Raw genomic sequence first — 14,455 nt, forward strand, 5'->3', positions numbered from 1 at the left:
AACAAAAGGGCCCTTGAAGGGCCCCTGCTGCGGTCACTCCAGGAACTCAGCCAAAGGGAAACTTGAATCCTTCCGGCAAGTTCATGCCCGCGGCCATCCCTCCCATCTGTTCTTTCTGCGCTTTCTGCTGCGCCTCTTCGACACGCCGCACCGTATCATTAACTGCAGCCGCCAGCAGGTCTTCCAGCATTTCTTTATCTTCACCGAGCAGGCTCGGATCGATATCGACAGAAGTGACGTCGTGGCGACCGTTCATGGTGACCTTAACCAGGCCCGCGCCCGCTTCACCGGTGACACGCAGGTCGGCCAGTTCTTTCTGCATTTTTTCCATGCGCTCTTGCATGTCAGCCTGCATTTTCTGGGCCTGTTGCATCAAGTCGCCCAAACCTTTCATCATGTTCTCACCGCTTCAATAAATTGCTTCGATTTAACTCGCAGTCCGGATCACCCGAGATATTCCACGGATTCCGGAACCAACTGCGCACCCAGTTCAGCCTGCAGATCCTGCACCAGTGGATCCCCGCTCAGGGCATCCCGAGCCGATTGCAGCTGGGCTTCTTTTGTCGCTGCCACTAAACGTGCCGGCGTACCGCCTGCGACTTCGCCAACCTGAATTTGAACCACCAGAGGCTGCTGGAAAAAATCTCCGAGTACATCGGCCAGGCGGCGCTGGTGCCCCTCGTCGTACAAACTGCTGAAAGCGTGATCCAGCGTAAAGGAAAGTATATTGTCCTGCCGCCCCAGTAACTCCAGGTGCGAAGCGATGGAGTGCAGGATACCGGTCACCCCCAATTGCGGGTACATAGCGGGCCAACTGCCCGGAGTCAGGGCTTCCAGCTTTGCCGCTGGACGCGCAGGCTCTACCTCTGCCGGAGGCGCAGGCCTTACAGGTTGCTGAACCGGCTGCGGCGCAGGAGGTGCGGACTCCACCGCAGCAACCTGCTGACGCAAATGTTCGCGCATCTCAGCACGGACGTCGGGCTCAGGGGCCGACGGGGGTTCCGGGTTCTGCACTTCTTGATAAGGCTGCGCCACAGGCTCGGGGGCGTAGACCTCGGCAGCAGGCACGTGGCTGGCCTCTTCCGCAAATGCCTGCGGCGGCAGCTCAGCTACAACTGCCTGCTCCGCTGCTACGGCAACATCCTGCCCGAGAGACGCTTCCGCATTTGTCCCAGCCGGAGACGACGGCTGAGGCTGCACTACGGTATTGGTTTGTGCAGCCGGTTCCTCCCAGGGCGGGGTGTCATCTTCCGGCGGCTGAGGGGCGGCCTGTGAAACGGCAACTTCCTCAGTGAACTGCTGGCTATTTGCTACTTCTGGCGCTGATATTTCACTTTCTGGCTGGACATTACTGCCGGTCTGTTCCGGCACCATCCCGGTAGACGGCTTTTTTGCCTCCACACCCTCGGCGCTTTCAACCGGGACCGCAGCTGGCGGGGGAGCAGGAACGTCCGCCGGTGCCGACTCAGCAGGTGCCACAGGTGCAGCACCCGGTACAGGCGCAGCGGTAGTTGCCGGCGCGCCGATTTTCGCTGTCGGAATGTTCGTCACACCCTGGGGCTTGAAGGCCAGCATGCGCAACAGGGCCATTTCGAAGCCCCCACGGGGATCCGGAGCCAGTGGCAAGTCTCTGCGTGCCAGCAGCGCCATCTGGTAATAAAGCTGAATATTTTCACTGGCAACTGAAGCGGCATACCGCTGCAGCAGTTCGGCATCCCCGAGCGCGTTATCAATGGCCTGGGGCAGGACCTGCGCAATCGCAATTCGATGCAGAATGGACGCCAGCTCAGCCAGCGCCGCGCTGTAGTCCGGGGCTTGCTCGGAAAGCGCGTTCACAGCGGCAAACAGCGCCGCTGGATCTTCTGCCGCCAGCGCCTGCACCAGTTTCCAGACCAATGCGCTATCGAGCGTGCCCAGCATTGCCCGAACCTCGTCCTCACTGATCTTGCCACCGCCAAAGGCGATCGCCTGATCAGTAAGACTCATGGCATCCCGCATACTGCCATCAGCAGCACGTCCCAAATGCCAAAGCGCGGCCTCCTCGAAAGGCACCAGCTCCTTTTCCAGAACAAAACGCAGGTGAGCGACCACCCGCTCGGGGCTCATATTTTTGAGATTGAATTGCAGGCAGCGCGACAGTACCGTGACCGGCAGTTTCTGCGGATCCGTTGTGGCGAGCAGGAATTTGACGTGGGGCGGCGGCTCTTCGAGCGTTTTCAACAGCGCGTTGAAAGAGCTGTTGGAAAGCATGTGCACCTCATCGATGAGATACACCTTGTAGCGCCCCCTTGTAGGCGCGTATTGCACATTTTCCAGCAGTTCGCGCGTATCCTCCACTTTGGTCCGCGATGCCGCATCCACTTCAATCAAATCAACGAAGCGGCCATCGGCAATCTCGGTGCACGCAGAGCACTGGCCACATGGCTCGGAACTCACACCGGTCTCACAGTTGAGGCATTTGGCCAAAATCCGTGCAATGGTGGTCTTCCCCACCCCACGTGTACCGGCAAAAAGATAAGCGTGATGCAGGCGATTGTTGTCCAGGGCATTGATCAGGGCCTGAAGCACATGCTCCTGACCGACCATTTCCCGGAACAATCTCGGCCGCCACTTCCGCGCCAGTACTTGATAACTCATCCGCTCTCCGCGCCGTCCGGCGCCATCTGTTGATTCGGGGACACAACTGCAACTAACCTGATTACAGGGTCACAGCCCCTCAATACGAGGCTAAAGCCGCATTATACCGGCATCGCCAGAGAGGGATAGACGTGCCCTCAATCCGGCCCCTTAATCGCTCTGCCGCGGGAAATCGACCACTCGTCTACTTCGGTTCATCTATGTTATAACTTCGGGCCACCCGCCATATAACTATCAGAACGCATGCTGTACGGGGTTCCCACTATCCGATGAATAAAGCCCGGAAGACTCTTCTGGAATCGCTGTTTGCCGACCACGGGCAAGCGCTGGTGCGCTTTGTCACCCGGATTGTGCGCAGCACTGAAGATGCGGAAGACATCGCCCAGCACGCTTACCTGCGCCTACAGAAGCTCAGTGATGAGAAAGACCTGGAGAACCCTCGCGCCTACCTGTTCCAGATTGCCAACAACCTGGCCGTAGACCAACTGCGCCGCGGAAAGCTGCATATCGACTATGTCAGCCAGCAGCTCCCCGCGGAAGGCTCCACCGCGAGCGATGACGACTTCGCCTATCATCAGTCACCGGAGCGAGTACTGGCGGCCCGGCAACAACTGCAGGCGATTCACGAAGCCATGGACAGCTTGCCGCTCAAGTGCCGGCAAGCCTTCCTTCTCCATCGTAGCCGTGGCCTCTCTTACACAGAGATCGCCAAAGAGATGAACATCTCGGTCAGCAGCGTGGAAAAATACATCCTCCAGGCCCTCAAAGCATGCAGGAAGAAAGTAGAGAGCTGATCACTGACAGATTTTCTGACTGCCGCAGCCCTATTTATGACAGCGCTGACATACGAGACAGCAAGAGCATCTCCAAGGACGAGTTCATTAATGCACCGAACTAAGGCAAAGCCTCAAAATTTATTTGAGGGGAGTTCAACCAAGTTCGTCACAGGTAAGAGCAACGGTATCCGGACAAGAAAATCCGGATAACACAGAAAATTTGTGCTAAATTTTCACGCGATTTATCGCAAAGATTGCACAAAACACCGAACAGGGTGGATTTTAGCGCCAATTTTCAAGCACCATATTGGTGCGGACCGATGCAAAATGGAACTTTCCGGTCAAATCACAATGTGCTGCCAGGGCAAATCCCCGTCAGCGTCCAAATTTTGCAAGTCGCTGACTTTAGGAAACTATTAAAGGTATTAGTGCGGTGAACCCTCAGGAAGTACACGATGTACTGTCGGATGACAGACTCGACCAGGCATGCGCCTGGATCGCCCGTCTGCGCTCCGATGACATAAGCACGGCCGACCGCCATGCTTTTTCCGCATGGATCGCGGAATCAAGTGCGAACCGCCAGGCGTTCGACGAAATGTCCGAACTGTGGGGGGATCTCGGCGTCCTTTCCCACATGCCAATTGATGAGCTCTACCCGGAAAGCGTCCCCAGCACCAGTTTCCGCCAAACAACCAATCCAAGTAAAAGTAACGGCAGCAACGCCGGCAATTCAGCCGCGCTACCAGGCTGGAGCTTGCCACAGTGGTTGCTCGGAGGAGGACTGGCTACCGCCTGCCTGGCTGTCGCGCTTTGGGTCGGTAACCAGTGGCTTCAGCAGCCCCAGTTAAATCAGCAGACCTACGCTACGGCTGTTGGCGAGACCCGCGTAATATCGCTGCCGGATGGCTCACAAGTCCAGCTCAATACGAACTCCAAGCTCGTAGTCAATTTCAGCCGGGAAGAACGTCGCACACAGCTGCTTCGAGGCGAGGCCTACTTTGAGGTAGCCCGCCAGACTTCCCGCCCGTTCAGTGTCGCAGCCGGCACTGCCAATATCCGCGTCCTCGGAACTGAATTCAATATCGAGCGCAATCCGGACAACACCCGCGTATCGGTCACCGGTGGCGTGGTCTCGGTTAGTGAATCCCGTACCGCCAGCGGCTTGCAGCCCGAGTCCGTGAAATTGACCCGCAACCAGAAAGTCAGTGTCTCCAACAGTGGCATAGGCGACGTCAGCCGAACCTCCACCGAGGAAGCCCTGGACTGGACACAAGGACAGCTGGTGTTCGATGAAACACCGCTCCGCGAAGCCCTGGAAGAACTCAACCGTTACCTGAGCACCCCGGCTTCGGCACCGGGTATTGGCGATCGCACGCTTACCGGTACGTTCGAATTGACAGACCCTGATAACACCCTTTCCGCTATCGCCGCAGCACTGGGCCTGAATCAGGATCATAGCGATCCCAACCTGACTCTCTTGTCACCCAAGGCTAACTAAGATATAAACTCCCACCGGGGGCGATCGTATTATTTTTAGCCAAAAGCACCCACATCGCCCCGTAAACCAAGATGACAAATTAACTGCTTTTGGGCGCTGATCGCGCCTGATGGCGGGTGGGACTAATTCTTTGAAACTCCGGCATTGGGCATCGCTGACGGGATTACTGGCAGTACTCTCTGAGAGTACTCTTGCCGGCTGCCCCAAAGAAGGCGTAGAACTCCCCGCCGGCAACCTGTCCCGCGCCCTCATTTCTCTTGGGCGCCAGTGCCGGGTTTCGCTCGTTGTAGAAGCCGAAAGTGCCGCCCACATCCCTGTCCCGGCCCAACAACTAAGTACTCCGGACGGTAGTATTACCCCGGCGCTCAACGCCCTGCTAAGCAGCACGCCCCTGACATTTACCCATACCGGGACCAATGCGGTTGCCGTTCTCACTCGCCCTGAAGAAGAAGAAAGTACAGAAGGCGACCTCGTACCCTTACCCGCTGAAGAAGTGACCGTAACAGGCCGCAGCCTCACGGGCAGCCACCTGCGCTACCTGAAACTGGACAGCTACGCCCCCATCGACGTACTGGCCCAGCCGGAACTCGAAATTACCGGAGCACAAACCGTTGCGGAGCTTCTGAAGTACCTTCCGGCAGTCTCTGGCAACTCCACAAGTACCTCGGTTACCAACGGGGGAAATGGCACTGCTACCGTCACTCTGCGAGGCCTGCCCGCCAGCAATACACTGGTACTTATTAATGGCCGGCGCATCGTCAGCAACGGATTTGGGGGCGAGGCGGCGGACCTCAATACAATCCCGCTGTCGGCAGTAGATCGTATCGAGGTACTCAAAGACGGTGCTTCTGCCGTTTACGGCTCGGACGCCATTGCCGGCGTTGTCAACATCCTGCTGCGACAAGATTTTGAAGGCTTCTCTGTAAGCACCTATTACGGGCAAAGTTCCCGCGATGACCAGCAGACAGAGTCATACAACCTGACCTGGGGCACGGGCAGCGAACAGGGCCATCTGATGCTGAGCCTGGCGCAATATCGCCAAGGGGAAATACTCAGCCGGGACCGCAATTTGTCAGCAAGCGCGGACAATCGCGAATGGGGGGGAACAGACTTACGTTCCTCCGCGTCACCACAGGCGTATATCGCGCTTACTGATAAGGTGGTGACCAACAGCGAGAACGGCTATCGGACCTGGAACCCGGAAGATCTGTACAATTTCCGCGAATTTACATCCGCACTGGTTCCTTCTGAACGGCAATCGCTATACGTGGCCGGCAAGCGCGCGCTCGAAGACAACGTAGAGTTCCATACCGAAGCCATGGTGGTCCGCACCCGTTCGGAAGCCAAGCTGGCCCCCACCCCCATATTTACGCGCTTCGATAACGGCGACCTCACCATCGCCGCCAATCAGGTTTACAACCCGTTTGAAGAAGATGTCACGGATGTACGTAAACGGGTGGTGGAGCTGGGGCCGCGATTGCAGTCTAACGGCACTGATACCTGGCGCTTCAACACCGGCTTCAAAGGCTTGATTAACAACTGGCAGTGGGAGCTGGTCGCCACCACCCATTACACGCAAGCTCATGAAACACTGAACAACCTCATCGACCCACACCGGCTTTCTGCTGGCCTGAAGGGACCCGACGTCTGCAGCGCGAGTTCCGGGTGCGTTCCAGTCAACCTTCTTGGGCCCAGCGGCAGTATCGACGCTGCACAACTGGATTTTATCCGGGCAGAAAATGAAGTAGACGGGGCGAGCAGAATGACCTCCCTTACCTACATTGCTGACGGCCCCCTCGGCCAAAACTCCGCGGGTGATATTCTTGCTGCCGCAGGCGTCGAAGTGCGCCGTGAATCGATCGACCTCACCTCTACCGAAGCTGATGGACTGTCACTGATTGGCGGGGTAGCCTCAGGCGCTGCAACGGGAGAGCGGCTGATTGGAGAGGCTTTCGCGGAAATCTCCCTTCCGCTGGCAAAGGATTCACTGTGGCTGGACGGCGCCGTGCGCTATTCGGATTACAGTGACTTCGGCAACACTGCCAACCCCAAAATTGCCTTCCGCTGGCGCCCCTGGCCATCTGTTCTGGTTCGAGCCAGCTACGCAACCGGTTTCAAAGCCCCCACATTGGTCGACATGAACCAGAGAGGCTCTCAGAGCCAGGAATACCTGTTTGACCCCTGCACCAACAGTAATGCCGACCAACTGCCGGGGTGCCGCGGACGTGCAGACCAGGCACGCATTCAGTACCTGACAGAGTTCGGCGGAAACCCGGCGCTGCAGCCGGAGACATCAGATAACCGCGCGCTCGGTCTCGTGTGGACGCCCGGGGACTTTACGGGCTTCCACGCCAGCCTGGATATCTTTGAAATTCGCCAGAACGATGTCATCGACACCAGCCCGCAATACCTTATCAACCAAAATGCCTACAACGGTTTCTTCTCCGAGCGGGTGCAGCGTGATGCGAAAGGCGATATTACCCGGATTATTGCCACACGATTGAACATCGGTGCCCGCGAAGTTACCGGAATGGACACCAGTTTGCGCTACCAGCATCAGTCCAAATCCCTGGGACTGATCCGCTGGTCGATGAATAGCAGTCATATTTATCGCTATCTTAACCAGCTGGCACCAGGCAGCCCTATTGAAGATCTTGCGGGTACCTTCATTGACGCCGCCAGCGGTGGCACCGGCTCACTGCCCGACTGGAAAGCAAACACCGGCGTATACTGGCAAAAAGGTCGCTGGGAAGGCGGCTATACCGTGCATTTCGTCAGCGCTATGGATGAAAGCTTTACCCTTAATGACAAGCCGGTAAATCGCTCCATCGACAGCTGGACGACCCATGATCTCCAGGTGGCCTATGCGGTACCGGCAGGCATGCGCTTCGCTATCGGCATCGACAACATGCTCGACCAGTCCCCACCCTTTGCCGCTTCCGCCTTCAATGACAATTTTGACGGGCGCACCTACGACCTTACCGGTCGCTACTGGTACACCACTTTCAGCTTCAATATGTAAGCACTCACTGACGCTGCTCCCCTGCCCCGCGCTCAATACTATCTATAAACAATTAATGCTATCTATAAACAAATAGAGTGATTGAGCGCGAGCCTCACCACTACAGCTCCAATGGCACAGACAGCCCACCTCTCCAGGCCAACCAACGCACATTAATTTCGCCTTTTTCGCCCGCAGTGACGTAACAATTAGCCCCTCAGAACCAAAGGCGCAATTTCATTCACCAATCTCCTTGATCGAAGAAAAATTGTTCTAGTGTTGTAGCAAGCCTCTGTTGATAGAAGTACGCAGTTGTCAGGGAGGGTGCGGCCAAATTCGGCGAACATTACCGGTATCAGGAGAGGTATACCATGGACAAAACCCGTCTTTCTCGGGCAATTACGGGCGCAATCGCGGCAGCCGCCGTTACTTCAAGTTTTTCCCCCTTCTCGTTTGCCCAGGACACCCAGGCGCAACTTGAAGAAGTGGCTGTCACCGGTACGCGTATTCAGCGCGCAACAGACGCCAATAGCGCCACCCCCATCAGCGTTTTCGACGCAGCAGCACTGGAGCAATCAGGCCAGACCACACTGGAAGATTTCCTGCAAGATGTTCCATCCATGACCGGTGGCCAACTAGGCTCATCCGTAAACAATGGCAGTGCCGGTCTGGCCACCGTTTCCCTGCGCGGTCTCGGCTCTTCACGCACCTTGATCCTGATGAATGGTCGCAGGCTCAGTTCATCTGGTGGCGCTACCGGTGTAGTCGACCTGAACACCATCCCCACGTCCATTATTGAGCGTGTGGAAATTCTGCGCGACGGCGCGTCAACCATTTATGGTTCCGACGCCATCGCCGGGGTTATTAACATCATCACCAAGAAAAATTTTGAGGGTGCGGAACTGACTGCCGACTACGGCGCTTCCACCCATGGTGATGGCGACGAATATCTTGCTGCGATGACCTTTGGTACCGGAAACGACAAAGGCCACGTAATGCTGAATGCGCAGTACACCAAGCGTCAGGATATCTGGCAGGGTGATCGCCGATTCTCCGAATGTCCTCTAGGCGAAGATGACGGACGCATTGTTTGCTCGGGAAGTCCGACAACTTCACCCGCGCGCTTTTCTCCGGTTTCGACTAATGATCAGTGGATTGTCGACCCCGTTACTGGAAATGTGGAGGAGTTTGACTCCTCTATCTATGGATACAATTTTGCGGCGGCCAGTTATCTGGCAACTCCGCAGGAAGTCGCCTCCATTTACGGGTACGGGAGCTATGAGCTTTGGGACTGGGAAGATTTCACCAGCGTCCGCGGCTTTTCTGAACTCTCGTTTGTCAACCGGCGCTCCGACCAGTTGATGGCAGCCGAAGGTACTTTCTGGGCGCCGGAAGTTCCGGTGACCAACCCCGGTTTTCCTGATGGATTCAGCGAGCCCGTAACCATTGGTCGCCGGCTGGAAGAAACGGGTGGCCGCTCATTTACTCAGGACCTGAATACCTGGCGCGGCGTGGTCGGCCTGGAAGGCGAGCTCTGTAACGAATGGACCTGGGACCTGTCCTACAACTACTCCCGCTGGGTGGACACACAGATCGACCGCGGCCGCGGTAACACCGTTCGCTTTGCCAATCTACTCGACCCGGACCTCTGCGCAGACGATCCAGAATGTGCTGCAGCAGTTGCCGCTACGGGAGAAACCGCGTGGAACCCCTTTGTTAACAACTCTCTGTCTCAAGCCATGCAAGATTACGCATTGGTAACCAGCTCTCCGATCGAGCGCGCGAGATTGCGTAGTTTTCAGGCAAACCTTGTCGGCGACTTCGGCGACTGGAGCCTGACCGGTGAGGCACCTGCGTGGGCCATTGGATATGAAAACCGCTCGGAAAAAACCGAAATTATCCCTGACGGTGCCGCCGAAATTGGCCAAATCTACTTCGTAAACGGTGATTCCTGGGGAGGCAGCTACAACGTTGATGAATTTTACGGTGAAGCGCGCTTACCTGTGCTGGAAGGTCGCCCATGGGCAGAAATACTCGCCTTCGAAGCATCATTCCGTTATTCCGACTACAACACCATTGGCGACGATACAACCTTTGGCGCAGTGATCGAATACGCCCCGCTGGAACAACTTCGCTTCCGTGGCACTTACTCTGAGGGTTTCCGCGCTCCCGGCCTGGATGACCTTTTCGAGACGCCCACGGTTTCTGCGGAAACCTATGCAGATCCTTGTAATGGCTGGAACAGCCAGTTCAACGCTAATGTTCAGGCCAACTGTGCCGCGGACGGCATTGCCGAGGGCACACCTATAGTTTCTCCCCAAGCGACCGGCTTGTTTGGCGGAAACCCCGACCTGGAGGCTGAAAAATCTGAAAGCTACACCCTCGGCGTCGTGTGGACACCCACGTTCACCGACGACATGGGTTTTACTCTCGATTACTTCAATATCAGCATTGACGATGCCATTGGCACCCTTACGACCAATACCATCGTCCAGGGTTGTTATGAAAGCCCCGGGTTCAGCTCACCACTGTGTGACCTGATTACCGGCGCACCCGCAGTTGGTACCAGCCCATCTGCAGGCGCTCCCGAGCGACGCGCTTCTGACCTCACCATCGCGGGCCAGTTGCTCAACAGTCAGAACGTTGCCACGTTCGAAACTTCAGGTGTCGACCTCGGCTTCGACTACAGCATGGACGCAGGCCCTGGGGTGGTCACCGTCAACGCCACCGCGACTTACCTGCACGAATGGAAATATCGCGGCAGCGTCGATGACCCTACCATTGACCTCGCCGGTTTCTATGGTGCTGACCCGGTAACCACAGCAATCGTCGCCTTCCCCGAGTGGAAGCTCTACACCACATTTGGCTACGAATACGACTGCTGGAGCACCTCCACGACGGTCCGGATGTTGGGTGAAGTTGACGATTTCGACCCATCGGCCGCAGCACTTGCCACGCATATCGATGCAACCTGGTACCAGGATGTGAACTTCAATTATTTCCGCTGGGAAAACATCAACATTAGCGGTGGCATTCGCAATGTGTGGAACCAGCAACCCCCCTATGTCACCAACTACGATGACATGAACACCCTGATGAGAAGTTACGACACCGTCGGCCGCTTCTTCTACGGCAGTGTTACTCTGAGCTTCTAGCCCCCACCCGAGCCCTCTCTTCTCAATAGAGAGGGCTCTCTTATCCCGCCCTCCTCCTCACTGATCACTTTTTGCACAAAAGAACATTCCTCCCGTACCTGCCTTTCAGAAAGTTAAGTTTTTTTGTAATTATTTTTGAGGGACATGATCCCTTACGCGTCAAGATACCGTTGGGAAGGAAATGGCCACTTGGGGGTAGCCATTTCCAATGAATGCCACAGACGTGGCGAAACCTAATAAATCCAACGATCTTAGAGAGGATTTACAATGAAAAAGAACCTGCTGTCCGTAGCCGTAGCCGCTACGATCTTGGTTCCAGCTCTGCCGGCCTTCGCGCAAGAGGAAGCTACTCTGGTAGAAGAAGTCGTAGTTACCGGCTCGCGTATCGTTCGTCGCGACTTCGACTCCGCCAGTCCGATCGCTACAATTGATCAAGACGTTTTCAAGTCACAAAACGCGCTGACTGTGGAAAGTGTTCTGAACTCCATGCCGCAGTTCGTTCCGTCCGTTACCAGCACATCGAACAACCCCTCTAACGGCGGCCAGGCGAACGTTGAGCTCCGTGGTCTGGGAACTACCCGAACCCTCGTACTTGTCGACGGCAAGCGCGTGGTACCATCGAACGCTACCGGCGTAGTCGACCTCAACCTGCTCCCTGCCGCTCTGATTGATAACACCGAAATCATTACTGGCGGTGCATCAGCGGCCTATGGTTCTGACGCCGTCGCCGGTGTTGTGAACTTCAAGCTGCGTGAACTCGAAGGTGTTGAAATCGACACCAGCTGGGGCGAGACCGCTGAAGGTGACGGCACTGAAACAACCGTAAACATCTCTGGCGGCACCTTATTCGCCAACGGTCGTGGCCACGTCATGGGCAGCCTGGGCTTAGCCGATCGTAAAGAGGTTATGGCCGGCGACCGCGATTTCGCCAACGTGGCACTGGGATACTCTGGCGGTGAATTCTTCCCGCTCGGATCCGGTACTATTCGTGAAGGCTTCACCTCAGCCAACACCAGCAACCTGGCCAGCCAGGAAGCGATTGACGCCATCTTTGCACAGTACGGCGTCGCCGCTGGTACCGTAACACCGGGCAACACCCTTGCTTACAATACTGACGGCTCCTTGTTTACTTGGGTAACCCCTGAAAACGGCCCGGCAGAGCTGATCAACTTCCGCGGCGATGTAAACGACCCGCTGCAGCCGGCAGTTGCGCCTTATTCATACAACTTCGCACCGGTAAATATGCTGGTTATGCCACTGGAGCGCACTAGCTTCTTCGGCCGTGCAAAGTATGAGCTTAACGACACGACTGAGCTGTACGCACAGGCCATTTACGGCAACTACACCGCCACTCAGGCGCTGGCACCGACTCCGTTGTCCGCAGTTACCATTTCCGCAGACAACCCGTTCATCTCTGACGACCTGAAAGCGGTTCTGGATTCCCGCGCGGATGCCGATGCCCCAATTACCTTCGGCAAGCGTATGGTCGAAGCGGGTGGCCGTGTTTCCGCCAGTGAATATGATACGTTCCAGTTCATCAGTGGTATCAAAGGCCAGTTCGCCAACGACTGGAACTACGACGTATATGCGTCCCTGGGCCAAGTAGATATCAGTGAATCCCAGTCCGGCAACATCTCTCGCGGCAAGTTCGAAGAACTGACCTATGCGGCCGACGGCGGCGCCTCCAAGTGTGAAGGTGGCCTTAACCCGTTCGGCCTTGGTTCTATGAGCCAGTCTTGCGTTGACTACATCACCGTTGATTCCCAGAACAACACCACCGTTGACCAGACCATTTTTGAAGCGACATTCAGCGGACCGGTATTCAGCATGCCGGCTGGTGACGTACACGCCGCATTCGGTGCGTTCTACAAAAAAGATGAGTACGCTTACACCCCGGATGCGACCCTGTCTGCATCTCTGCCCGACGGTCGCCCGGACATTGCTGGCTTCAACGCTCAGCAGGCCGTTGTAGGTGAAACCGACTCTTCCGAGATTTACGTGGAAGCTGCCATCCCGCTGCTCGCCGACGTTCCGGGTGTACACTCTCTGGACCTGGATCTGGGCTATCGCTATGCAGACTATTCAACTGCTGGCGGCGTTAGCTCCTACAAGAGCGAGCTGAAGTTCCGCCCAATCGAAGCGCTGATGCTTCGCGGTACCATGCAGCGTGCGGTTCGCGCTCCCAACATTTCTGAGCTGTTCACGCCTCAGCAGACCAACTTCCCCAGCATCCAAGGTCTGGGCGATCCATGCTCTGTGAACAATGCAGAATTCCGTGGTAGCGATGCACCGAACTCCGGTCAAGTTGAACAGCTCTGTGTTGATCAGGGTATTGCAGCCGGCGCGATGGATGTATACCAGTACACCAACTCCCAGGTTCAAGGCCTGAACGGTGGTAACCCAGACCTCAAAGAGGAAACTGCGGACACCTTCTCCTTCGGTATGGTATTCACCTCGCCGCTGGACGGCCCATACTCAGACATGCAGCTGTCTATTGACCTGTTCAACATTGAGATTGAAGACGCGATTTCCCAAATCTCCGCTTCCACCTCAATTGAGCGTTGTTTCTCTGCCGAGTACAACCCCACTTTCAGCAACGACAATTTCTTCTGTAGCCAGTTCTCCCGTAACTCTTCTGGCGAAATTGTGAATGCTCTCGAGGTTTCCCAAAACCTGGGTGGTATCGCAACTCGCGGTGTCGACATTCAATACGACTGGCGCATCGACGCAGGTCCGGGTAGCCTGAATCTGAACTGGATGGCAACTTACACGCACTCCTACAAAATTCAGGAACTGCCGGGAGACTCCTTCGTAGAGTACGCTGGTACCGCAGGTTACTCCATCGCTTCCAGCTTCCCTGAGTGGAAGTGGAACATGGGCGTGCGTTACGACATTAACGATATTTCCGTTGGTGCTCGCTGGCGTTACATTGACTCCATGCAGGACTTTGGTGTTGAGGACTTCAGCATTCCTGACATGCACTACTATGACCTGAATGCTTCTTACGCATTTAGCGATGGTGCAATGGAAGGTTTGTCTGTTCGCGCGGGTATCCTGAATGCGACCGATGAAACTCCGCATATTTACCCCTCTTACGTTCAGTCAAACACTGATCCGTCCCAGTATGATGTACTGGGTCGCCAGTACTTCCTGGCCCTGAACTATCAATTCTGATTGTTCAGGTAGCGTAAGAAAGAAAAGCGGCGGGTAATCCCCGCCGCTTTTTTATCAGTTGCACCCCCATTTTTTAATTCAGAGCGCATTAATTCCACCGTGGGCTTAACCTCCACACACCTGCATACCCTGATAAATCAGCGGGGTAACATTTCCGCCTTCCTGGCTATTTATTCATCTATCAGTAGAGCAACCTTGGTTCTTATATGGAAAG

At 55.9% G+C, this 14,455-nt stretch carries 7 protein-coding genes; 5 read left to right on the forward strand and 2 right to left on the reverse strand.

Translation table 11 applies throughout. From position 1 onward, the window contains the following. Positions 1-46: 46 nt before the first annotated feature. Entirely contained in the window at positions 47-394 is a 348-nt protein-coding gene (locus LC093_RS05780) for a YbaB/EbfC family nucleoid-associated protein (RefSeq protein ID WP_226663818.1), read from the reverse strand. Positions 395-444: 50 nt separating this feature from the next. Beyond that, a complete protein-coding gene (dnaX, locus tag LC093_RS05785) occupies positions 445-2,637 on the reverse strand; it encodes a DNA polymerase III subunit gamma/tau (RefSeq protein ID WP_226663138.1) in 2,193 nt (730 codons plus the stop codon). A 269-nt stretch (positions 2,638-2,906) separates the two neighbouring features. Here dnaX and LC093_RS05790 point away from each other — a divergent pair, with 269 nt between their 5' ends. From LC093_RS05790 to LC093_RS05810, 5 genes are all read left to right on the forward strand, one after another. Continuing rightward, the gene (locus LC093_RS05790) at positions 2,907-3,431 is read left to right on the forward strand and encodes an RNA polymerase sigma factor (RefSeq protein ID WP_226663139.1); all 525 of its coding nucleotides are present in this window, start codon (positions 2,907-2,909) and stop codon (positions 3,429-3,431) included. A 415-nt stretch (positions 3,432-3,846) separates the two neighbouring features. Next, positions 3,847-4,911 carry a FecR family protein gene (locus LC093_RS05795; protein WP_226663140.1) on the forward strand — a complete coding sequence of 355 codons (1,065 nt, stop codon included), beginning with the start codon at positions 3,847-3,849 and terminating at the stop codon, positions 4,909-4,911. Positions 4,912-5,041: 130 nt separating this feature from the next. After that, entirely contained in the window at positions 5,042-7,933 is a 2,892-nt protein-coding gene (locus LC093_RS05800) for a TonB-dependent receptor (protein ID WP_226663141.1), read from the forward strand. A 350-nt stretch (positions 7,934-8,283) separates the two neighbouring features. After that, a complete protein-coding gene (locus LC093_RS05805) occupies positions 8,284-11,067 on the forward strand; it encodes a TonB-dependent receptor plug domain-containing protein (RefSeq protein WP_226663142.1) in 2,784 nt (927 codons plus the stop codon). A 267-nt stretch (positions 11,068-11,334) separates the two neighbouring features. Beyond that, positions 11,335-14,241, forward strand: coding sequence for a TonB-dependent receptor plug domain-containing protein (locus LC093_RS05810; protein ID WP_226663143.1), 2,907 nt, complete (start codon positions 11,335-11,337; stop codon positions 14,239-14,241). Positions 14,242-14,455: the final 214 nt, after the last annotated feature.

The organism is Microbulbifer aggregans (assembly GCF_020524005.1).
In the GTDB taxonomy this organism is placed as follows: Bacteria; Pseudomonadota; Gammaproteobacteria; order Pseudomonadales; family Cellvibrionaceae; genus Microbulbifer; species Microbulbifer aggregans_A.

Bases quoted from the DNA above. Each gene is read 5' to 3' on its own strand.
- LC093_RS05805 (WP_226663142.1), top strand. From the start codon at position 8,284: ATGGACAAAACCCGTCTTTCTCGGGCAATTACGGGCGCAATCGCGGCA.
- LC093_RS05810 (WP_226663143.1), top strand. From the start codon at position 11,335: ATGAAAAAGAACCTGCTGTCCGTAGCCGTAGCCGCTACGATCTTGGTT.
- dnaX (WP_226663138.1), bottom strand. From the start codon at position 2,637: ATGAGTTATCAAGTACTGGCGCGGAAGTGGCGGCCGAGATTGTTCCGG.
- LC093_RS05780 (WP_226663818.1), bottom strand. From the start codon at position 394: ATGAAAGGTTTGGGCGACTTGATGCAACAGGCCCAGAAAATGCAGGCT.
- LC093_RS05790 (WP_226663139.1), top strand. From the start codon at position 2,907: ATGAATAAAGCCCGGAAGACTCTTCTGGAATCGCTGTTTGCCGACCAC.